Below are 20,936 nucleotides of genomic sequence, written 5' to 3'. Positions count from 1 at the left end.
GTTGTTACTGGTTTTGGAACTTAGGACTTCAAAAACAGGAAGTAAAGACCTAGAGTCGGAGAAGTTCGATGATCAATCTTCGGAGGAGGGACATGACGGGTGTGACCGGTACGACCGGCACGACCGGCACGACCGAACTGCGAATCGGCTATCTCCTGCCGACGCGCGATCGGGCCGTGGTCGGCGACCATCAGGTGAAGCCACTGGTCGGGCAGGCGCGGCGCGCGGAGGAACTCGGCTTCGACTCGGTCTGGGCGGGCGACAGCCCGGTGACCCGCCCGCGCGCCGACGCGCTGATGGTGCTGAGCGCCGTGGCGGACGCCACCGAACGGGTGACGCTCGGCACCGCCGTGCTCCTGGGGGCCCTGCGCCACCCGATCCTGCTCGCCCACCAGCTCGCCACGCTGGACCGGATCTCCGAGGGACGGCTGGTCGCGGGCATGGGCGGCGGCTTCCCCACTCCGGCGACCGAGGGGCAGTTCGCCGCGCTCGGCATCGGCTTCGCCTCGCGGATGGGCCGGCTGGAGGAGGCGATCGCGGCGATGCGGCTGCTGTGGAGCGAGAAGACCGCGTCGTTCGAGGGGAAGCACTTCTCGTTCGACGACGTGACGCCGGCGCCCGGCCCCGCGAGGCCGGGCGGGCCGCCGATCTGGCTGGCGGGGTCCGGCACGGCCGCGTTGCGGCGGGTGGCACGGCTGGCGGACGGATGGCTCCCGTACCCGCCCGAGCCGCGGATCTACGAGCACGAGTGGGCCGCCGTCCAGGGCGACGCGGAGCGCTCGGTCACGCCAGCGCTGTACGCGACGTTCTGCCTCGACGACGATCCCGAACGGGCACGGGCGAGGCTGCGGACGAGCATCGAGCGCTACTACAACGCTCCGCTGGAGTACATCGAGTCGATCCAGGCGATGTTCGCGGGCACGCCCCGCGACGCCGCCGCCTGGCTCGCGAGGTATGCCGGGGCCGGTGCGCGGCACGTCGTGATCCGCCTCGCCGTCGACGACCACACCGGCGCGCTCGAAGAGTTCGCCGACCGCGTCCTGCCCCTCGTCCGCACGACCCTGCCCGACGTTCGCACAGCCCTGCCCCTCGTCCACCAAGGAGACCGCTCATGACCACCTTCGTTCTCGTCCACGGAGCCTGGCACGGCGCGTCCGCCTGGGACCGCGTCGTCCCCCTGCTCGAACGGGAGGGGGTCAAGACGCTCGCGCCGGAGCTCACCCACACCCCGGACGCGGGGCTGCGCGCCCACGTCCAGGAGGTCGTCGCTGAGCTCGACGCGGCCGATGACGTGGTGCTGGTCGGGCACAGCTACGCGGGCCTGGTGATCCGGGAGGCCGCCGACCTCAGGCCCGGCCGCGTGAAGCACATCGTCCTGGTGGAGGGATGGGCCGGAACGGACGGGGCGAGCCTCTTCGACCTGGCGCCGGAGGGGTTCGTGGAGATGATCAGGGCGGCGGCGGGAGCCGAGGGTGAGATCCCGGCGCCGCCTCCGGAACGGTTCGGCATCACCGACCCCGGCGACGCCCGGTGGCTCGGGGACCGGCTCCGTCCCCAGTACCTGCGGACGTTCACCGAGGCGACGCGGCTGAGCGGGGCCGTGGACGCGATCCCGGGCACCGGGATCTTCTGCCGTCCGCAGGTGCTGCCGTTCGAGCGGATGGCCGTCTCCCTCGGCTACCGCCCGGTCGCGCTGGACGGCCCGCACAACGTGATGGTGGCCGAGCCGGAGGCCGTCGCCGACGCCTTGCTGGCGGCTGCGGGATGATGAAGAGGTGGAACGGACGTACAACCAGTACTGCGCCACCGCGCGGACCCTCGACATCGTCGGCGAGCGCTGGACGCTGCTGCTCATCCGCGAGCTGCTGACGGGCCCCAAGAGGTTCGGCGATCTGCAGAACAGCCTCAAGGGGCTCGGCACCGGGCTGCTGTCGGCGCGGCTGAAGCATCTCGAACGCGAGGGCCTGGCCAAGAAGATCACCTTGCCGCCGCCCGCGCGTACCCCCGCCTACGCCCTCACCGAGGCCGGCGAGGAGCTGGGGCCCGCGGTGCTGGCGCTGGCGACGTGGGGCATGCGATGGGCGATGGACGAGCCGCGCGAGGGCGAGACGTTCCATCCGGGCTGGGCCGTCCTGGGGCTGAAGACGTGCTTCGTCCCGGAGGCGGCCGCGGGTCTGCGGCTGGTGTACGAGTTCCGCGTCGGCGACGAGGTGTTCCACGCCGACGTCGACGACGGGACGGTCGAGACGGCGTACGGCCCGGCCCAGCGTCCCGACGTCGTCATCGAGACCGGCGACGAGGTGTTCAAGGAGGTCTTCACCGGCCGCCGCGACCTCGCCGCCGCGATCAAGAACGGCGACATCGCCGTGACCGGTGACCAGGAGGCCTTGCGCAAGCTGAACGCGCTCTTCACCTGGCCTGAACGGGGAAGCCGGGCACCCGCGTCGTAGCGGGCGGGTACGGGACGCCGCCGAGGGCGCGGGCGCGCTCGTGCAACTCCCGGTTGGCCGCGGTCATCTCCGCGGCCGACCGGCAGCCGGGCGACGCGGTGCGCAGCAGCCCGAAGAGCACGGCGTCGGACGGCGCGCGCAACATCGGCACCCAGCCGGGGGAGAAGCGCTTGACGAGGACGACGCCGCTCAGCCCGAGATCGGCGGGCGTGGTCGCGCGCATGGTCTCCTCGATGAACGCGGCGGCGCGCGCGGCGGGCAGCAGCACCGTCGCCCACGGATGCGGGCGATCCCACTCGCCGATGGCCACGAGCTCCTCGACGTCGGGACGCATCCGGTCGGCGAACTCCAGGTAGGAGAGCTCCTCGACCTCGGGCTCGCACTCGACCTCGCCCGGCGTGAGCCCATCGGGAAGCCGCGCCGCCTCGTACGCCGTTCCCTCGTACGTCACGGCCTTGAGTGTGTAGCCGCTCGCCTTGACCTGGCCCGAGACATGGTCGGCGCGCACGCGGCGCTGGGCCTCGATGAGCTCGGCTGGGGACGAGTAGGCGATCTTGCGGGAGAACACCCGTCCGGGCGCGGGGATCAGGCGGAGCGTGGCGCGCGCGATGATGCCGTGCCGGCCCATCCCGGCGCGTACGGCGTCGAAGAGCTCGGCGCGGCGCGACGGCGAGCAGGACACGATCTCGCCGTCCGGGGTGACGACGTCGAGGGCGAGCACGTTGGCGGCCTGCGTGCCGTGGACGTGCGAGGCGCCGCCGACGCCGCCCGCCGAGAGCGTCCCGCCGATGGTCAGGTCGAGGTGGTCGGTGAGCACCGGCGGGGTGCGGCCACGCGGCAACGTCGCGTCCAGGAGCTCGCGCCAGGTCGCGCCGGCGTCCACCGTGGCGCGGTCGTCGCGCACCTCGTGGACGGAGGCGAGCCCGCGCAGGTCGAGCACGACGCCGCCGGTGAGCGGCTGGCCCTCGGTCGAATGCCCGCTGCCGCGGGCGACCACCTCCGTCCGCGCGGCACGCCCGGTGCGCACGGCGTCGGCGATCTCGCGCGTGGAAACGGGCCGCAGCACCTCGCGCGGCGTGCGGTCGATCATCCCCCCGAAGTCGCGCGACGGCCCCGTCATCGCTGGTCGCGGCGCTCGCGAAGCCGGTCGGCGACGCGGTTCATGAGATCTCCGAACACCTCCAGCTCCTCGGGGGAGAGCTGCGAGATGAGGTTGTCACGGACGACCTGACGGTGGCCCGGGCGGACCGTGGCGAGGGCCTCGGCGCCCTTGTCGGTCAGCTCGGCCCAGACCGCGCGGCGATCGGAGTCGCAGTCGGTGCGGCGGACGAGGCCGTCCCGTTCGAGCTGGGTGACCTGGTAGGTCAGCCGGCTCTTGGAGATCATCGCCTGCCGTGCCAGGTCGGACATGCGCAGCCGGCGGCCGTCGGCCTCGCTCAGCTTGAACAGCACCTCGAACTCGCCGTGGGAGATGCCGCCGTCGGCCTTGAGCTGCCGCTCGATCTCGTGCTCCATCAAGTGGGACGCCATGAGGAACCCGAGCCAGGCACGGAGTTCGGTGGGGTGGAGGGCGTCGTTGTTCACGGGACCGATTCTATCCCGTGGTTTGAATTTGAACTATCGGCTGGTAGCTTTTAGTTTAGATTTGAACATTCAACTGACCATCGCATCGATCCACCACCAAGGAGATGGCATGCTCCCCGCTCGTCAGTTCCCCTTCCTGCCCGACGCGGGCCTTCTGATCGGCCGCCTGGCGCTCGGCGTCACCTTCGTCGCGCACGGCTGGCAGAAGTTCAACGACACCGGGCACGCCGGCGTGACCAAGATGTTCGACGGCATGGGCATCCCGGCGCCCTCCCTGTCCGCCACGTTCGCGACCTGGGTGGAGCTGCTCGGCGGCGTCGCCCTGATCCTCGGCGTGATCGTGCCGATCGTCGGGCTGCTGCTCGCGATCGACATGGCCGGCGCGTTCTGGTTCGTGCACAAGGACCAGGGCTTCTTCGCCGACAAGGGCGGCTACGAGTTCGTGCTGATCCTCGGCGCTACGGCGCTGCTGCTGGCGCTGGCCGGCGCGGGCCGCTTCAGCCTGGACGGCGTGCTCTTCGGCCGCCGCGGCGCTCGGGAACGGGAGCCGGTGGGCGTCTGATCCAGCTCACGGTGTACGCGGTCCCCCGCGGTCCGCGTACACCGTGCCCGTCCGTCCGCGATGTCCCTGGCCTAAGGCATGACAAGATGTTCCAGAAGACCTTTTCTGGGCATGTTGATCACTAATTGGACTTCTCGGAAAGTAGGTCGTGGGTGACGGGCGGTAGTGAGTTCGTGGTGGTGGCCAATCGGCTGCCGGTCGACCGGTCGGGTGAGGGTGACGGCTGGCGGCGCAGCCCGGGCGGCCTCGTCAGCGCCATCGCGCCGGTCATGCGGAGCAGGGAGGGCACCTGGATCGGCTGGTCCGGGTCGGCCGACGAAGAGCTGGAGCCGTTCGAGACCGACGGCATGCACCTCGTCCCCGTGCGCCAGTCCTCCGAGGACGTACGGCTCTACTACGAGGGCTTTTCCAACGCCACTCTGTGGCCGCTCTACCACGACGTGGTCGCGCCACCGATCTATGACCGCGCCATGTGGGACGCCTATGTACGCGTCAACCAGCGCTTCGCCGACGCCGCCGCCAAGGTGGCCGCGCCAGAGGCCATCGTCTGGATCCAGGACTACCAGCTCCAGTTGGTCCCCGCGATGCTCCGCAAGCTCCGTCCCGATCTCCGCATCGGTTTCTTTCTGCACATCCCGTTCCCGCCCCTGGAGCTCTTCTGGCAGCTCCCCTGGCGGCGCCAGATCCTCGAAGGCCTCCTAGGGGCCGACCTGGTCGGCTTCCAGCTCCCCGGCGCGGCGTCCAACTTCGTCCGCCTCTGCCGCCGCCTCCTCGACGCGCGCTACGTCAAGCAGGACGTCTTCTGGGACGACCGCATCATCCGCGCCCGCGCGTTCCCCATCTCGGTGGACGTCGACGAGCTCAACGACCTCATCGCCCAGCCCGCCGTCCGCGAGCGCGCCGAAGAGATCCGCACCGACCTCGGCGACGCGACCATCCTGCTCGGCGTCGACCGCCTCGACTACACCAAGGGCATCACCCAGCGCCTCCAGGCGTTCGGCGAGCTCTTCGGCGACGGCAACCTCAAGCCCGGCCAGGCCGTCTTCGTCCAGATCGCCACGCCCAGCCGCGAGCGCGTCGAGCAGTACCAGCTCCTCCGCGAGGAGATCGAGCAGCAGGTCGGCCGCATCAACGGCGAGTACGGCGAGCTGGGCTTCCCAGTCGTGCACTACCTGCACAGCTCGTACGACCGGTCCGAGCTCGCCGCGCTCTACCTCGCCGCCGACGTCATGGTCGTCACCCCCCTCCGCGACGGCATGAACCTCGTCGCCAAGGAGTACGTGGCCTGCCGCAGCGATCTCCGTGGCGCGCTGGTCCTCAGCGAGTTCGCCGGCGCCGCCGCCGAGCTCAAGCGCGCCTTCCAGGTCAACCCCTACGACATCGACGGCCTGAAGAGCACGATCCTCGACGCCCTGAACGCCGACCCCCAAGAGCAGGGCCGCCGCATGCGCGTCATGCGCAAACGCGTCATCGAACACGACGTGGACCGCTGGGCCAAGGACTTCCTGACCGCCCTGGAACAACCCCACGACCCCCTGCCCTGACCCGCCGTGTGATCGCCCCCGCACCCCGCTGACATGCTGTGCGGATGCGACAGATGACGGTGCTGGGCAGTTGCGGGGCTTTTCCGGAGCCGGGCCGTGCGTGCAGCGGCTTCGCCGTGGAATGGGACGGCTTTCGAATAGCGCTCGACCTCGGCTATGCGACCTTGCCGCGCCTGCTCGCCCTGTGGCCGGACGGCGCCCTCGACGGGATCGTCGTCACGCACGAGCACCCCGACCACTGCGTCGACCTGCACGGGCTGTTCCGGATGCGGCTCTACGGCGGCGGACGCGAGCCGAGGTTGCCGCTGTACTGCCCGCCCGGTGTCCTTGACCGGCTCAGCGGCCTGGAGCCCGACGTGGACCTGCGCGCGGTCTTCGACGTCCACCCGTTGCCCGGCACCCACCGGGTGGGGCCGTTCGAGCTGACCGCCCTGCCGCTGCCGCACTACGTGCCCAACGTCGGCGTCCGCCTGCAAGCCGGCCGAACGGTCCTGGCCTACACCGGAGACACCGGCCCGGACCCGCTCCTGGCCGAGCTCGGCCGGGACGCCGATCTGTTCATCGTCGAGGCCACCGACCGCCCGGGCGAGAACCTGCGGTCCGAGCGCAACCTGATGACCTCCGCCGAAGCCGGCCGCTGGGCGCGCCAGGCGGGCGCACGCCGACTGATGCTCACGCACTTCTGGCCCGGAAACGATCGGGCGACCTCCGTGGCCGCCGCCCGCGCGGAATTCGACGACGAGGTGCTCGCGGCGGACGAAGGCCTCGTCATCCCGTTCCCGGCTGCCCGGCCATAGAAAGCGTCGGCGGGATGCCACCGGCGAGGTGAACAATCGGTTCTCGAATCGGCCCGCGTGACGCAACCGGGGCGGTGGGTCAGGCGTGACCCCTACTGATGGCGGTCATTGGAGGGGTGATGCAGAGCGAAGACTTCGATGCCTTCTACGTCGGCACGTCCAGAAGGATCATCGGTCAGGTGTACGCCATGGTGGGCGACCTGGCGGAGACCGAGGACGCGGTGCAGGAGGCGTACGCGCGGGCCTGGCAGCGGTGGAACCGGGTCGGCCGGTACGCCGACCCCGAGGCCTGGGTCCGTTCCGTGGCTTACCGCATCGCGGTGAGCAGCCGGCGGAAGGCCGGCAACCGGCTGCGGGCCCACCGGCGGCAGGCGGGGCCCGACGAGATTCCGGGGGCCGCTCCTGATCAGCTGGCGCTGATCTCCGCGCTGAAGAGGATCCCCGCGCCGCAGCGGCGGGCGATCGTCCTGCACCATCTCGTCGGCTTGTCGGTGCAGGAGATAGCCGACGAGGTCGGAGCGCCGGCCGGCACCGTCAAGGCCCGGCTGGCGCGGGGACGCAGGGCCCTGGCCCCCTACATCGACGAGTTCGCCGACGACGACGTGACCGTGCATGGGGAGGTTCCCGGAAATGTCTGAGCAGAGCACGCCCGACTTCGACGCCCGGCTGGCCACCCTCGCCGGCACCGTCGCCGACGCCGCCGAGTTGCGCTCCGCCACGGCGATCCGCGACCGCGGCAGGCAGCGGACGAGGCGCGGCCGGGCGGTCGGGGCGGTGCTGGCCACGGCGGCCCTCGCCGCGGTCACCGTCACGGCCCTCAACATGAACGACGAGCACGACGAGCCCCACCCCGTCATCAGCCCCAAGATCACGGCATCGCCCACATGGCGGACCGTCGACCCGAAGGCCTGGCTGCCGCCTGATCGGTACCCGCTCTACGGCGCCTTCCGCTGGACGGAGGACGGCGGCGTCACCAAAGAACCAGACGAACGCCAGTCGACGCACATGTGCCAGGAACGCTCGATGAACTCACTGGGCATGCAGGGTTACCAGCTCCGTTCCGTCAAGGGCACCGCGGGCGGCTGGAGCCGGAAGTCCGACACGTGGCAGGCCCACCAGCAGATCCTCTTCTTCAAGACCCCCGCCAAGGCCCGCGCCGCCTACACGGCCATCGCGGGCGGCCTGGCGCGGTGCCAGGAGACCGAGAACACCGAAGGAGCCAAGCGCACTCCCCGCGTCCAGGTGACCGTCAAGAAGACCGCCTCCATCGTGGAGGGCTCGGCCTGGAGCAGAAGGGGCACGGGAACCCTCCACGCCGCCGACCACAAGGACGACCACACCGCGATCGTCCGCCGCGGCTCCATGATCGCGATCATCTGGATCTACTGGGACGCCGGCCCGCACCCCGCCTACGACACCGGAGCCGACCGGCCCCTGCTCCAGCAACTGGCCACCCGCCTAGAGACCTACGCCCGCCCGTAACCCACCGCGTGCCGCCCCGCCCAACCCCGGGGCGGCACGCCCCGCGCCAGCGCCGTAGGTATGCACACGCCCTTTAACCCGTGCGATGCCCAAGCGCGCGCGTACTGGCCCACCCCACCACGCGTCTGCCACGCCGCGGTTACCGCCGCGCCAGGTCCGCCGCGCGCCGCCTCCCGCGCGCCATGCCAGCCACGCCGCAGTTGCCGCCGCACGTCACGCCTGCCGAGCGCGCCACGCCTGCCCCGCCATGCCTGCCAGTGCGCCACGGCCCCACGACGTCTGCCGTGCGCCGCCTCGCCCGTTATGCCACACCCTGCTGGGCCACATGCCTGCCGCGCCAAGCCAGTTGCCCCTGCCCCGCCGCGCGCCTGCCCCGCCAAGCCAGCCACCGCCGCCGCCGCACCGCACGTGCGTGCCATGCCGCGGCGCGCGCCATCGCTGCCGCGCGCTGTCTGCCGCGCCGCGTCTGCCGCCCGCTGCGCGCCCGCACACCGCCACGCGAGTGCCACGGCTTCCAGCCCATCCGCTACGCGTCTGCCAGGCCAGCCTGCACACCCGCCATGCGCCTGTCACGCCACGTCTGCTGAGCCGCGACTGCCCGCATATCGCCCCACGCGCAGGCCCATGCGTGTTCGCACACCGCCACGTGCGCCGCTCGTCCGCGAAAGCATTTCTCGCACCTGCGGGAGAGGGACCGCCCGCGCGGGACGCGCCTGGAGTGCGTTTGGGCCTGCGTGCCGTTTGTGCGCGTGCAGGCTTGCCCGCGGGTCGGTCAGGCGGCTTTGGCGGGGCGTAGGTCGAAGGCCGCCCAGACGGCTTTGCCGCCGGTGGTCAGGGGTGCCCAGCCCCAGGCGCCGCTGATGGCGCCGACTACGAGGAGGCCGCGGCCGCCTTCGCCGAAGCGTTCGGGGATCTGCTCCACCGGCGACGGGGTACCGGCGCCGGGGTCGGTGACGGCGACGACCAGCCGGCGCGGGTGGCCGAGCAGGACGAGCTGGATCGGATGGGTCGGCGCCGGCTGGGGGAGGTCTCGCAGGCCGTGGCGCAAGGCATTTGTCACCAGTTCGGAGACCGCGATGACGATGTCCTCGGCGGCGTGGGCGAGGTCCCACTCGGCGAGGGTCGCGAGGGTGAAGTCGCGGGCGCTCTTCGAGGACGTGGCGTCGGCGCGCAGGACGCGGCGGGCGGTGCGGGGGGCGCCGGCGGGCGGGGTCGGCCAGCGGCCGGCCAGTCCGGGGACGACGGCCACGGTCACGGCAGGTACGGCGCCGGGCGCCTGGTCGGCGGACGGGTGGGCGTCCGGCCAGAGCTCATGGTCCAGCGCGGGCGGCCGCCAGGGGCGCCGACCGCCGTCGGCGGGGAAGGTTTCGACGTCTGCCTGGTCAACGATCATTGTCAAACCCCAGGGGCGTGCGGGTCGGTCGGTGGCGGGCGTTCGCTATCTTGCTCCCCATGTCGTGCAGATGCAAGACCGTCTGCATGAACGAATGCAAGAACGAATGCACGTGCATCTCGTACCATGGCAACGGGTGGGGCGAGATCGCGGTCTCCCGCAAGGGAGCCGCAGACGCCTTCAAAGGGGGCAAACAGATGGACGACGAGCTGTCGGACTTCGTTGCTTGGGAACTCGTCTGGCAGAAGAGCCGCCGTAGCAACCCGAGCGGCAACTGCGTCGAGATGGCCGAACTCCCCACCGGGGAGATCGCGGTACGTAACTCCCGGTACCCGCAGGGTCCGGTTCTCGTCTACACCCGGGAGGAGGTCGAGGCCTTCGTCGGAGGCGCCAAGGACGGCGACTTCGATCACATGCTCGTCTGAACCCCCAGTAAACCGAATGTCGTTCCATTCGGTGTCCCGGCCAGGTACCGTGCGATTTCATGCACCTGGGGCAGATCGCTGAGAAGACGCCCGACAAGCCCGCCGTCATCATGGCGGGCTCCGGCCGCGTCATCACCTACCGGGAACTGAACGAAGCGTCCAACCGCCTTGCCCATCTCCTGTACGCGGAAGGACTGCGGCCCGGCGACCACATCGCGTTCATGCTGGAGAATCACCCTTACTTTCTCGCCATCGCATGGGCGGCGCAGCGGTCCGGGCTGTACTACACGGCCATCAGCTCGCGCCTGCAGTCCGACGAGATCGCCTACATCGTCGAGAACTGCGAGGCCAAGGCGTTCATCACGAGCAAGGCCCTCGAAGGCGTCGCCACCGGCCTGCCCGACGTCCGGGTGCGGCTCATGCTCGACGGGGTGGCCCCGGGCTTCCTCTCCTATGAGGAGCAGGTCTCCGCGCATCCCGTCACGCCGCTCGCGGACGAACGCGAGGGCGTCGACATGCTCTACTCCTCGGGCACGACGGGCCGTCCCAAGGGCGTCAAGCCGCCGCTGTCGCTCGCCGAGATGGGCACGCCGGGTCCGCTCTTCCAGCTGCTGTCACTGCTCTTCCAGCTCGACGGCGATTCCGTCTACCTGTCACCGGCGCCGCTCTACCACGCCGCGCCGCTGCGCTACTGCATCACCATGCACCGCTTCGGCGCGACCGTCGTCGTGATGGAGAAGTTCGATCCCGAGCAGGCCCTGGCGGCGATCCAGCGGTACGGGGTGACGCACAGCCAGTGGGTGCCGACGATGTTCATCCGGATGCTGAAGCTGCCCGAGGAGGTGCGGGGCCGGTACGACCTGTCGAGCCTCCGGTGCGCCGTGCACGCCGCCGCGCCGTGCCCCGTGCCGGTCAAGGAGCGGATGATCGAGTGGTGGGGGCCGGTGCTCCACGAGTACTACGCCGGCACCGAGGGCAACTGCTTCGTCTACACCGATTCGGACGACTGGCTGGCCCACAAGGGCACCGTCGGCAGGCCGCTGCTCGGCGAGATCCACGTCTGTGACGAGGAGGGCAACGAGCTTCCGGCGGGGACGTCGGGCACCCTCTACTTCGGCGGCGGGCCCACGTTCGAGTACCACGGCGACACGGCCAAGACCGTGGCCTCCCGTGACCCGTGGGGCCATGGCTGGACGACCCTCGGCGACGTCGGCCACGTCGACGCCGACGGCTTCCTCTACCTCACCGACCGCCGCTCCTACATGATCATCAGCGGCGGCGTGAACATCTACCCGCAGGAGACCGAGAACGTCCTGGCCGTACATCCCAAGGTCGCCGACGTCGCGGTGTTCGGCGTTCCCGATCCCGAGATGGGCGAGGCGGTCAAGGCGGTCGTCCAGCCCCTGTCGATGGACGACGCCGGGCCCGAGCTCGAAGCCGAGCTGATCGCGTACTGCCGGGACCATCTGGCCCACTACAGGTGCCCGCGATCGGTCGACTTCCGCGCCGAGCTTCCGCGCCACCCGACCGGCAAGCTCTACAAGCGCCTCCTCAAGGACGAGTACTGGCAGGAGCAGCGGCCGGCCCCGGCTTGAGCGGCCCGTGCACGGCGAACGCCCCGGCCGGGGACTCGGGGTCCCCGGCCGGGGCGTTCGGCCGTTGAGCGCCCGGTGAGGGCGCTCGGTGATCTTCTAGTGCATCGGCATCGGCGCGTCGACCGCCGGGGTCTCCGGCTTCTTGCGCGGCAGCAGCAGCGCCGGCAGGAACGCCAGGAGCAGCAGCGCCGCGGCCCACCAGTAGGTGTTCTGGAAGGCGTCGGCCATCGGGGGCGCGATCTTGTCGAGGACCTCCTGCGGGACCTTCTCCGACGAGCCGATCTCACCGCCGCCACCGCCGCCGAGCTTGTCGCTCAGCTGGTTCGCCAGCAGCACCGAGATCATCGCGGTGCCGATGGAGGCGGACACCTGCTGGATGATGTTGAGCATCGTGCTGGCGCGCGGCACCTCGTCGTGCGCCAGGGTCTGGATGGCCGCGGCCATGGTGGGCATCATCGTCATGCCCATGCCGAGACCCATCACGAACAGGACGGCGCCGAGGGCCCAGTAGGAGGTGTCGGCCTGCAGCAGGGCGGCGAACCCGGCCATCGACAGCACGACGACCGTCATGCCGACCAGGACGACCTTGCCCGGGCCGACCTTGTCGGTGAGCTTGCCGCCCACCGGCATGGTGACCATCGCGCCGAGACCCTGCGGGGCCAGCAGCAGGCCCGACATGAGGGCGCCCTCGCCGCGGACCGTCTGGTAGTAGAGCGGCATCAGCAGCATGGCGCCCATGAACGCCGCCATGAAGAGCACCATGGTGCCCGAAGCGGCGACCACCGAACGGCGCTTGAGCAGCCGCAGGTCGATGAGCGGGCTCTCGGCCTTGAGCGCGCGGAAGACGAACGCGATCGTCAGCACGGCGCCGGCGACGGTCGGGATGAGCGCCTCGGGCTTGGTGAAGTCGCGCAGCTCGGCGCCCTTGGCCAGACCGTAGATCAGCGAGGCCAGGCCGGGGGAGAGCAGGATCAGTCCGAGGACGTCCAGCCGTTCACCGCGTTGCGGGGCGTCGGGCTTGAGGATCCGCGCGGCGAGGAACAGCGCGACGATGCCGATCGGCAGGTTGATGAAGAAGATCCAGCGCCATGACACGTCGTCGACGAGCCAGCCGCCGAGGATCGGGCCCATGATCGGGCCGAGCAGCATCGGGATGCCGACGACGCTCATGACCTGGCCGACCCGGGCCGGGCCCGCGGTCTGGGTCAGGATCGTCATGCCCGCGGGCATGATCATGCCGCCGCCCAGGCCCTGCAGGACGCGGAACGCGATGAGCGACTCGGCCGACCAGGCCAGCCCGGCCAGCATCGAGCCGAGCACGAACAGCGCGATCGAGATCATGTAGAGGCGCTTGGTGCCGAATCGTGCCGCGGCCCAGCCGGTGATCGGGATGACGGTGGCGAGCGCGAGGGTGTAGCCGGTGGCGACCCACTGGATGGTCGCCAGCGGAGTCTCGAACTCCTTGGCGAGGTCGTTGATGGCGACGTTGACGACGGTCACGTCCAGGATGGACATGATCGCGCCGAGGACGACGACCATGGCCACCGCGAGCACGCCGCGATCAAGGCCACCGCCGGAACCGGAGGGTTCCGCCGGTCCGTCGGCCACCTTCGGGGACGCTGGGGCGGTCAAGTGAAACTTCCAATCGTCGGGCCCGGGCGCAGACACGGGCGTCAGGAGTGAAGATGATGTCGGGGGTCACTGGAAAATACTGCAGTGACTGACACTTTGCGAGCGATTAAACCGTGCCAGGTGAGGGAGTATTCCGGGGGCCTCGGACATTTTTCGCTGGTCCGGCCCCTCCGGGGCCAGACCTCCGCCCAGCCGGTGTGACGTACCTGACACTCACCCCGACCGGCACCGTGAACAGCGTGTTGCTGGAGCGGGAACGGCGCGTGTCCGTCAGCCCCGGCTCGCGGTGAACGGGGAGCCGCCCCGCCTGGCCGCAGCCGCGATGATCTTAGAGTAGCCGTCCATCCGGCGTCCGCTCGCCCTCATGAGAAGACCTTCCTCATCGCGCCCTCCGTACTTCGTCGTCTCAGAGGGGCAGACCGGCCCGCCCACCAGAACTCATCTGTGACTCGCATCACACCGGGGTCGCGCGGTTGGGCACCGGTCACAAGAACGCGCCCTCGCTGGCGGTGATTCCCGAGCTCAGTGAGCCGTCAGTGGCGCGTCAGCGATGCCTGTGACCTTGGGGTCGCGCCCGGCAGGGCGTTTCGATCAAGGGAGCCACCATGCCTTCATCCACCCCCTGGGACGTCCATCGGCTGCCACGAGCCGACGGCAAGATCTTCCTGGTCACCGGCGGCAACGCCGGGATCGGGTACTTCACGGCCGAGCAGTTGGCCGGAACGGGGGCCACCGTGCTCCTGGGCAGCCGAGACGCCGCCAAAGCCCAAGCCGCGATGGCCTCCATCCGTTCCCACGTCCCAGGCGCGGACGTGCGCCACCTTCCGCTGGACTTGGCCGACCTGCCGTCCCTCAAGGCCTCAGCCGACGCCCTCGCCGTGGACCACCTCGACGCGGTCGTCCACAACGCCGGGGTGGCGCTCGACCACCCACCGCGGCGCGAGACCAAGGACGGCAACGAGCTGATGTTCGGCACCAACCACCTTGGCCACTTCGCCCTGACGCACTGGCTGGCCCCACTCCTGCTGACCGCACCGGCCAGCCGCATCGTCACGGTCGGCAGCTTCGCGGCCAAGTCCGAACGTCTCGACCTGGACGATCTGCAGTCCACCAGGGACTACAAGCCGAAGCGCACCTACGGACGGTCGAAGCTGGCGCAGATGTACTTCGGTTTCGAACTCGACCGCCGCCTCCGCGCCGCCAACAGTTCCGTGCTCAGCGTGGTGGTCCACCCCGGCGGCGCACTCGACTCGCTGACACCCCCACGTCCGCCAGTGCACACACGAACGACTAACGAGCACTTGCGCGCCCTACCCGCCGCTCTCCTCGTGCATGGCAAGGAAGCCGGTGCATGGCCTGCGGTACGAGCCGTCCTGGATCCCCAAGTCTCAGGAGGCCGGCTCTGGGCGCCACACATCTTCGGCCTGCGCGGCAAGCCCCGCGCCGAACCCGTCAAAGGCCACTGGGCCGACCCCGTGCTCGCCGAACGCCTATGGAACGCAAGCTGCGACCTGGTAGACGCCGACCCAAGCCTCGCCCTGACCTAGCCGCGAACCTTGAACTTCAGATGCAGCACCCCATCGCCCTGGACCACCACGTGGGGATCCTCCAGCAGATGCTGCCCGTCGATGTGGCCGAAGTAGCGCTTGCCCGACCCGAACACCACCGGCACCACGTCCATCGCCACCTCGTCCACGAGGCCGGCCGCGAGGATCTGGCCGCCCACCTCGCCGGCGTTCACGGCGACGGTCCGCTTCCCGGCGAGCTCCTGGGCTTTGGCGATCGCAGCCGTCACGTCGTCGACGAAGTGGTACGACGCCTCGGGGTGCCAGCCCCCGGGCTTGGGCCGGTGGGACACCACGACCACGTGGTCACCCGCGGGTGGCCGGCCTTCCCAGCCGTTCACCAGGTCGAACAGGGTGCGGCCCATCACGATCGTGCCGATCGACCGCCACATCGACCGGACGTACTCCGCCGACGCCTTGGAGACCTTGAAAGCGCTCCCGGCTCCGGAATGGTCATACCCTTGTCCACCCTCGGTGATCGGGGTGTCCCCGTTGAAGTACCAATCGTGGAGTGGCCCGACGCCGTCGTCCTGATCGGCGATGAAGCCGTCCACCGACACCCCGACATGGGCCTTGAACTGCGCGGCCAGATGATTGCCGCTCACCCCCGCGGCCTCGGCCAGCGCCCCGACCGGGACCGCGCCATGCGCGGCCTCCAACCGCGTGCCCGCGCGCACGACCAGGTCGAGACCGTGGCCTCCTGCGAGTCGCGACCGCAGTTCCTCCTCCACCACCCGCAACATTTCGGTGGCCGACGCGGTCTCGCCGACCTGGTTGCGAATCCGGTCCGACGACCGCTTCCAGATGGCATCGAGCGGCGCCCACCGATCCCGCAGTTCGGTCGCCGGGACGCCGATGAACGGCGACATCCCCCAGGGCTTGAAGTGCACCCCGACCAGCCGCACCCGTGCCGGGTACTCGACGACGAAACGCCTCGTCCACAAACCCATGAACCATCCATCGCTGAGCATCGCGGGCGGCACCGAAGGGTCGGAATCCCACAGCCGAGCGGGTTCGCCCAGGTTCACGAACAGATGAGCCGACGGCATCGGCGGAACGTTCATCCGGCGATGTCGCGGCACCCCCGTCAGGCAGTAGATGTCATCAATGAACCGGTCGAGCGGCGGCGCAGGGACCCGGCCGACGTACTCCATCGCCAACGTCTCCAATGCCAAGCACGAAAGGGAGCGAATCATCAAGGTCGTGCCGCATGACGCTCCACGCATGTGGATCTCGGACAAGCCCACCCTGGACCCGTTGAAAGGAGCGGAGCAATCGCCAGCGGCAGAAAGCTGACACCGACCTCCCACCGATCCAGCCGCTGGACTCGTGAGCGTCGTACCGTACGGGCGTGACCGGTGATGCGTCCCATCAGCTCAAGGCAGCGCGGGTGCTCGTCGAACTCCTCTCCGAAGACCTGCCCGCCACCAACTGGAGCCTCTTCAACCACACACGCGCGGACCTTCAGGGGCATCTGGTCTCCTCGCGCGCCGAGACTCCCGAGGAGGTCGAGAGGGCCCGCGCGGAGATCAAGCGGTGGGCCGACTTCCTCGACGCGGACATCTACTCGCGGCCGCATGACGGTGACCACATCAGCCTCCATGCTGAGGGCACCTACAAGCGCGTCATGGTCAACGTCTTTGTCGTCGTCCCAGCCGATACGCCGCGCTGGCGGAAACTCCTGAAGCGGTCCTAGCGCATCATGCGGCGGTGTGCCACGGGTCGTCGTCTCGTGACCAGGAGCGGCGCGGAGATTTCGCATCGAGCACCCGATAGATGTATCGCCCGTCGGCCCGGGTGATCCGGATCTGATCCGGGTTAGCGTGCTTCCAGCGATTGTGCCAACCGCAACACAGGGCCAGCTTGTCGATGTCGGTGGGGCCGTCGCCGAGGGCCCATCCGTCGACGTGGTCGACTTCGCAAAGAAACCCGGGTACCTCGCAACCTTTGACGGCGCAGGCGTCGTACAAGGTCTCCAGCACCTGGCGCTGGCCTGGAGTGGCGAACCGCACCGTACGTCCGAGGTACAGCGGCACATCCTGCGCGCCAAGGAGCAGTGGCGACACTCCGGCGGTCAGGGCCAAGCGCCGAACCTGCTCGGCGGGGATCGGGGTGCCGTCGCGCAACCGGCCTGGAGTTTCGCTGCCGGTGAGGGTGTCGAGGTGGGCGATGACGGTGACGCGGGTGCCCTTGTGGCCGCCCGACAGCACGGCCGAAAGCGCGGCGGCGGTGCGCTCGGCCAGGTCACGCCGGTCGTCGGTGCCCGCGGGCTTGGCCAGTGGCGCCAGCGTGCCGTCCAGGATCAAGGCGTCCTCTGGGTTGAGCCATCCCCTGACGTAGCAGCCGCCATCCAGTGAACGACTCACGCTCAACCAGGAACGCTTGTACCCCCGTGCGATGTCATCGGGAGGCCTTTCAACGCCGTTCCGCTCAGCCACCAGGTCATGGATCTTGTTGCCGAGCTTGGCGACCTTGCCCGCCGACAACTCGTCGGCGGCGGTCAGCAGGATGTCCTCGGCGGCCGCGCAATCGTCGTCATCGAGCCGCTTGACGGCGTCGGCGATGGTGGCGGCGTAGCCGTAGGAGAGGTCACCGGCGGCCATCTGCTCACTGACCCGTCCCAGCCGGGGCAACTGCCTCGCCAGCGCGATGCGTTCCTTGGCACGGCCCTCCCGCATCCCCATATGGCATCGCAGCCACGCTTGCGTGGACGGTAAACCCCGTCCCTTCATCTCGCCGGTCTGGTCGACCACCCTGATCAACCCCGCAAGGGCTAATTCCGCTTGATCGAGAGCCTTTGCCAGATCCTCGGCCAGCTCCATGCATGCCGCGCCCGATTCAGGCGCGACCCGTTGCGCGAGTCTGGTAGCGATCGCGCCCACCGCTTCCACCAATCGAGAAACAGAATCGGAAGCAAGATCAATCACAATCGAACTCATGCGCTTATCATACTTCAACATAACGCACAGTCAGAGATCGATTACAAACTGACCATGGCCGTCTCTGGCCATCCGTCCATCGTCAGATCAGATAGGTGGTCATCCCGCGGTCGAAGCCACTACAGGGCGGGTGACTCAGAGATTAAGTCGGCTGATCAGAGAGGGTGGCTGAGCGATGCCGAAATGACCGTTCGCGCGCAAGTACAGCTTATCGGGGGTCGCGGTCACGTTGGTTGCGGCCGTGGGAATCTAGCCATGTGCAAAGGGGAGGGCAGGCGGCTACCTGGGGTGGCACCAAACCCGCGCTCCGCGCGGCCAAAGATCGAACATCAGCCACCAGAAAACCCAAAGGTTCGAACGAACTGAGCCCGCCACCTCCCTTCTTGTCGATGCCGCTTTTAAATCTCTAGCCCAACCAGCCCGCCAGCCGGACAGGCCGCTACACCAAAGGGGTGACCGCTGCCGAAATCCGCGAAGCGGCAAAGCAGTAAGTCGCAGATATGCAAATTTGTAGATGCCGAAGAAGCCGGGTGGCCGTACGAGCAAAAGCAACACGCACTTCCGAGTAGCCGGTTAGAGGATGGGCTCTAAAGAGTGGGCGGATTCCGGCTGTGTGGGGCCCTTCTGTACGTGACTCCCTCTGTGCCCGGGGCGGGCGGGTGGACGGGCGGACGGGCGAGTCGGTAACCGGTTAGCGCAGGACGTCGCTCAGTGTGTTGAGCGCCGCTGGGTACTGGCGTTCGGATGACGCAGCGAAGCCGATGAGCAGGCCGCCGGGGCTCGCGGCGGGCTCGTGGTGGAGTTCGGTGAGACCGCGCAATGCGACGCCTCGCCGGGCGCACGCACGCAGGGTCTGCTCCTCGTCGAGGCCTGTGACCAGCATGGACAGGCCCGCGGAGACACCATGGGCAGTCAGTGCGGGGAAGGCGGCCAGACGGTCGAGCAAAAGCTGACGGCGACGGCGGTAGCGCAGTCGCGAGGCTCGGATGTGCCGGTCGTACGCATGCGAGGTGATCAGTTCGGCGAGGACGAGCTGGCCCAAGGCCTCGGTGTAGAAGTCGGCTTCCTCCTTCGCCGCCACCAGTGGTGCGACGAGGTAAGGGGGCACGGCCAGCCAGCCGAGCCGCAGGACGGGGGTGAGGGTCTTCGACACCGAGCCGCCGTACACGACATGCCCCGGAGCGATGCCCTGGAGGGCGCCGATCGGCAGGCGGTCGTAACGGAATTCGCCGTCGTAGTCGTCCTCGACGATCAGGCCGCCCGTGGCTCGCGCCCAGGCGCACACGGCCTGCCGCCGTTTCGGATGCAGCGGCACGCCGGTCGGGTACTGGTGCGACGGCGTGAGGAAGACCGCTCCGGTTCGTTCGCCGAGTCCGTCGATCTGGGCGCCTTCCGCGTCGACGGGGAGCGGGTCGATCCGCAACCCGGCGCGTTCGACTGCGGCCCGGTAGACGTTGTGGCCGGGGTCTTCGCAGGCCGCGGTCTTGATCCCGTTCGAGTGAAGGACCTGGCTCAGCAAGCCGACGCCCTGATAGTAGCCGGACGTGACGACGATCTGGTCGGGCGAAGTGCGGACTCCGCGCGTCCGGCCGAGGTGTTCGGCGAGCGCGCGGCGGAGCTCGATGCGGCCCTGCGGATCACCGATGCCGAAGACGTCCCGTGAGTTCCGGTCGAGGACCCGGCGGGTGGCGGCGAGCCAGGCGCGGGAGGGGAACGCGCTGACATCGGGGCGACCGGGCCGCAGATCGTGAAGGATCAGAGCGTCGTCGCCGCCGTCCAGGCTGACCGGCGAGGTCTGCGGTGGGAGATCGGCGACCCGAGTGCCCGATCCAGGACGGATCGTCAGGAATCCTTCTTCGGCCAGCTGGTCGTACGCGGCGGTGACCGTGCCGCGCGACAGGTCCAGGTCGGCGGCCAGCCCGCGGGTCGACGGCAGCAACGTGCCGGCGACCAGGCGCCCGTCCCGGATCGCGGCCCGCAGCGCGGACTCCAGCGCGGCGCGCCGGCCACCGGCGGACGCCACGTCAAGATGAAGATCGACTCGTGAACTGGACCAGTATTCAGGCATCAGACCGGATCTTAACCTTGGTCCGGTGGCGTCCTAGCGTCGAGGGCATGACGACCGTGATCGCCCATCTCAGCGATGTGCACATCGACGACGACCCGCGCAGCGCCGACCGTACGCAGGCCGTGATGTCCTATCTGGACGCCCTTCCGTATGAGCTGGACGCGGTCGTCGTCACCGGCGACATCGCCGACCATGGGCTCCCGGCCGAGTACGAGCGGGCCCGAGAGCTGCTGACGACTCGCCATCCGACGTTGATCTGCCCTGGCAACCACGACGAGCGCGCCGCGTTCCGGCAGCATCTGCTCGGGCAGCCGCCGGCGGCGGAGCCGATCAACCAGATCCACCGGGCCCAACGGTTCGTGCTGGCGCTGTGCGACTCGTCCGTCCCCGGCAAGGACCACGGCGAGCTCACAGACGAGACCATGGATTGGCTGGAGTACGTGCTCGCCGGCACGCCGGGCGACACCCCGGTGCTGGTCGGGTTCCATCACCCGCCGGTCGCGTTGCACGTCCCGTACGTGGACGGCATCCGGCTGTTCGGGGAGGAACGGCTGGCCGCGCTCGCCGAACGGCATCCGCGGCTGGTCGCGTTCCTGACCGGGCACGCGCACACCGCCGCGGCCACCACGTTCGCCGGACGCCCGCTGCTCGTCGCGCCCGGCGTCGTCTCCACGATCCGGCTGCCGTGGGAAGGCGGTGACGACCTCGTCCACCTCGACCAGCCGCCCGCCCTCGCCTTCCACGTGCTGGACGACGAGGGCAGGCTGACGACCCACTTCCGCACGATCACGACCGCAAACTGACGACCCGCCACCGAACACCAACGACACCGGTGGCCTGACCGCACCCTTCCGAACGATCGCGACGACGTCAAACCGACGGCGCCCTCCGGGCGGTCGT

Annotated in this window: 20 protein-coding genes; 13 read left to right on the top strand and 7 right to left on the bottom strand. The window is 69.5% G+C overall.

The annotated features are described in order from the left end of the window. Positions 1–92: 92 nt before the first annotated feature. The 3 genes from ACGFNU_RS17120 to ACGFNU_RS17110 are packed head-to-tail and all read left to right on the top strand — an operon-like array spanning position 93 to position 2,450. Positions 93–1,115: an LLM class flavin-dependent oxidoreductase gene (locus tag ACGFNU_RS17120; RefSeq protein WP_392594530.1), complete on the top strand. Its 1,023-nt coding sequence runs from the start codon at positions 93–95 to the stop codon at positions 1,113–1,115. Beyond that, entirely contained in the window at positions 1,112–1,768 is a 657-nt protein-coding gene (locus ACGFNU_RS17115) for an alpha/beta fold hydrolase (protein ID WP_392594528.1), read from the top strand. Before ACGFNU_RS17120 ends, ACGFNU_RS17115 begins: the two co-directional genes overlap by 4 nt. Before the next feature lie 7 nt (positions 1,769–1,775). Beyond that, the gene (locus ACGFNU_RS17110; protein WP_392594527.1) at positions 1,776–2,450 is read left to right on the top strand and encodes a winged helix-turn-helix transcriptional regulator; all 675 of its coding nucleotides are present in this window, start codon (positions 1,776–1,778) and stop codon (positions 2,448–2,450) included. Here the strand turns inward: ACGFNU_RS17110 and ACGFNU_RS17105 are convergent. Both ACGFNU_RS17105 and ACGFNU_RS17100 read right to left on the bottom strand, forming a co-directional pair. Beyond that, complete coding sequence (locus tag ACGFNU_RS17105; RefSeq protein WP_392594525.1) at positions 2,410–3,540, bottom strand: FAD-binding protein; 1,131 nt, start codon at positions 3,538–3,540, stop codon at positions 2,410–2,412. The genes ACGFNU_RS17110 and ACGFNU_RS17105 overlap by 41 nt on opposite strands. 26 nt (positions 3,541–3,566) lie before the next feature. Next, on the bottom strand, positions 3,567–4,034 hold the full coding sequence (locus ACGFNU_RS17100; RefSeq protein ID WP_392594523.1) for a MarR family winged helix-turn-helix transcriptional regulator: 468 nt from the start codon (positions 4,032–4,034) through the stop codon (positions 3,567–3,569). Positions 4,035–4,143: 109 nt separating this feature from the next. On the opposite strand from ACGFNU_RS17100, the gene ACGFNU_RS17095 reads away from it, so the two are divergent. The 5 genes from ACGFNU_RS17095 to ACGFNU_RS17075 all read left to right on the top strand — a co-directional run bounded on the left by ACGFNU_RS17095 (position 4,144) and on the right by ACGFNU_RS17075 (position 8,419). Continuing rightward, positions 4,144–4,596 (top strand): DoxX family protein, encoded by a 453-nt coding sequence (locus ACGFNU_RS17095; protein WP_392594521.1) that lies wholly within the window; start codon positions 4,144–4,146, stop codon positions 4,594–4,596. Positions 4,597–4,748: 152 nt separating this feature from the next. Continuing rightward, on the top strand, positions 4,749–6,140 hold the full coding sequence (locus ACGFNU_RS17090) for a trehalose-6-phosphate synthase (RefSeq protein ID WP_392594519.1): 1,392 nt from the start codon (positions 4,749–4,751) through the stop codon (positions 6,138–6,140). Between the two features lie 44 nt (positions 6,141–6,184). Continuing rightward, positions 6,185–6,937 carry an MBL fold metallo-hydrolase gene (locus ACGFNU_RS17085; protein WP_392594517.1) on the top strand — a complete coding sequence of 251 codons (753 nt, stop codon included), beginning with the start codon at positions 6,185–6,187 and terminating at the stop codon, positions 6,935–6,937. Between the two features lie 119 nt (positions 6,938–7,056). Continuing rightward, entirely contained in the window at positions 7,057–7,575 is a 519-nt protein-coding gene (locus ACGFNU_RS17080) for a SigE family RNA polymerase sigma factor (protein ID WP_392594515.1), read from the top strand. Beyond that, positions 7,568–8,419 carry a hypothetical protein gene (locus ACGFNU_RS17075; RefSeq protein WP_392594513.1) on the top strand — a complete coding sequence of 284 codons (852 nt, stop codon included), beginning with the start codon at positions 7,568–7,570 and terminating at the stop codon, positions 8,417–8,419. Before ACGFNU_RS17080 ends, ACGFNU_RS17075 begins: the two co-directional genes overlap by 8 nt. 772 nt (positions 8,420–9,191) lie before the next feature. Here the strand turns inward: ACGFNU_RS17075 and ACGFNU_RS17070 are convergent. Continuing rightward, positions 9,192–9,812, bottom strand: a complete 621-nt coding sequence (locus ACGFNU_RS17070) for an ATP-binding protein (RefSeq protein WP_392594511.1) — start codon at positions 9,810–9,812, stop codon at positions 9,192–9,194. 197 nt (positions 9,813–10,009) lie between these two features. Between ACGFNU_RS17070 and ACGFNU_RS17065 the strand changes: the two genes are divergently transcribed. Both ACGFNU_RS17065 and ACGFNU_RS17060 read left to right on the top strand, forming a co-directional pair. Beyond that, positions 10,010–10,237 carry a DUF397 domain-containing protein gene (locus tag ACGFNU_RS17065; RefSeq protein WP_151570597.1) on the top strand — a complete coding sequence of 76 codons (228 nt, stop codon included), beginning with the start codon at positions 10,010–10,012 and terminating at the stop codon, positions 10,235–10,237. Positions 10,238–10,296: 59 nt separating this feature from the next. Further along, the gene (locus ACGFNU_RS17060) at positions 10,297–11,832 is read left to right on the top strand and encodes an acyl-CoA synthetase (RefSeq protein ID WP_392594508.1); all 1,536 of its coding nucleotides are present in this window, start codon (positions 10,297–10,299) and stop codon (positions 11,830–11,832) included. Between the two features lie 96 nt (positions 11,833–11,928). Here ACGFNU_RS17060 and ACGFNU_RS17055 read toward each other — a convergent pair whose 3' ends face one another. Next, on the bottom strand, positions 11,929–13,440 hold the full coding sequence (locus ACGFNU_RS17055; protein ID WP_392594506.1) for a DHA2 family efflux MFS transporter permease subunit: 1,512 nt from the start codon (positions 13,438–13,440) through the stop codon (positions 11,929–11,931). A gap of 629 nt (positions 13,441–14,069) precedes the next feature. Here ACGFNU_RS17055 and ACGFNU_RS17050 point away from each other — a divergent pair. Then, positions 14,070–15,011 (top strand): SDR family NAD(P)-dependent oxidoreductase, encoded by a 942-nt coding sequence (locus ACGFNU_RS17050; protein ID WP_392594504.1) that lies wholly within the window; start codon positions 14,070–14,072, stop codon positions 15,009–15,011. Here ACGFNU_RS17050 and ACGFNU_RS17045 read toward each other — a convergent pair. Beyond that, on the bottom strand, positions 15,008–16,204 hold the full coding sequence (locus ACGFNU_RS17045) for a DUF6597 domain-containing transcriptional factor (protein WP_392594502.1): 1,197 nt from the start codon (positions 16,202–16,204) through the stop codon (positions 15,008–15,010). The two genes, ACGFNU_RS17050 and ACGFNU_RS17045, sit on opposite strands and share 4 nt — an antisense overlap. A 176-nt stretch (positions 16,205–16,380) precedes the next feature. On the opposite strand from ACGFNU_RS17045, the gene ACGFNU_RS17040 reads away from it, so the two are divergent. Next, positions 16,381–16,725 (top strand): hypothetical protein, encoded by a 345-nt coding sequence (locus tag ACGFNU_RS17040; protein WP_392594500.1) that lies wholly within the window; start codon positions 16,381–16,383, stop codon positions 16,723–16,725. Between the two features lie 4 nt (positions 16,726–16,729). On the opposite strand, the gene ACGFNU_RS17035 is transcribed toward ACGFNU_RS17040, so the two are convergent. Beyond that, entirely contained in the window at positions 16,730–17,968 is a 1,239-nt protein-coding gene (locus ACGFNU_RS17035) for a DUF222 domain-containing protein (protein ID WP_392594499.1), read from the bottom strand. Between the two features lie 691 nt (positions 17,969–18,659). Further along, positions 18,660–20,036 carry a PLP-dependent aminotransferase family protein gene (locus ACGFNU_RS17030; protein WP_392594497.1) on the bottom strand — a complete coding sequence of 459 codons (1,377 nt, stop codon included), beginning with the start codon at positions 20,034–20,036 and terminating at the stop codon, positions 18,660–18,662. A 47-nt stretch (positions 20,037–20,083) separates the two neighbouring features. On the opposite strand from ACGFNU_RS17030, the gene ACGFNU_RS17025 reads away from it, so the two are divergent. Next, the gene (locus ACGFNU_RS17025) at positions 20,084–20,839 is read left to right on the top strand and encodes a metallophosphoesterase (RefSeq protein WP_392594495.1); all 756 of its coding nucleotides are present in this window, start codon (positions 20,084–20,086) and stop codon (positions 20,837–20,839) included. The last annotated feature ends 97 nt before the right edge of the window (positions 20,840–20,936 follow it).

Origin of the sequence: Spirillospora sp. NPDC048911 (genome assembly GCF_043198015.1) — a bacterium.
GTDB lineage: Bacteria > Actinomycetota > Actinomycetes > Streptosporangiales > Streptosporangiaceae > Spirillospora.
This window is presented reverse-complemented; position numbering and strand designations above follow the sequence as displayed.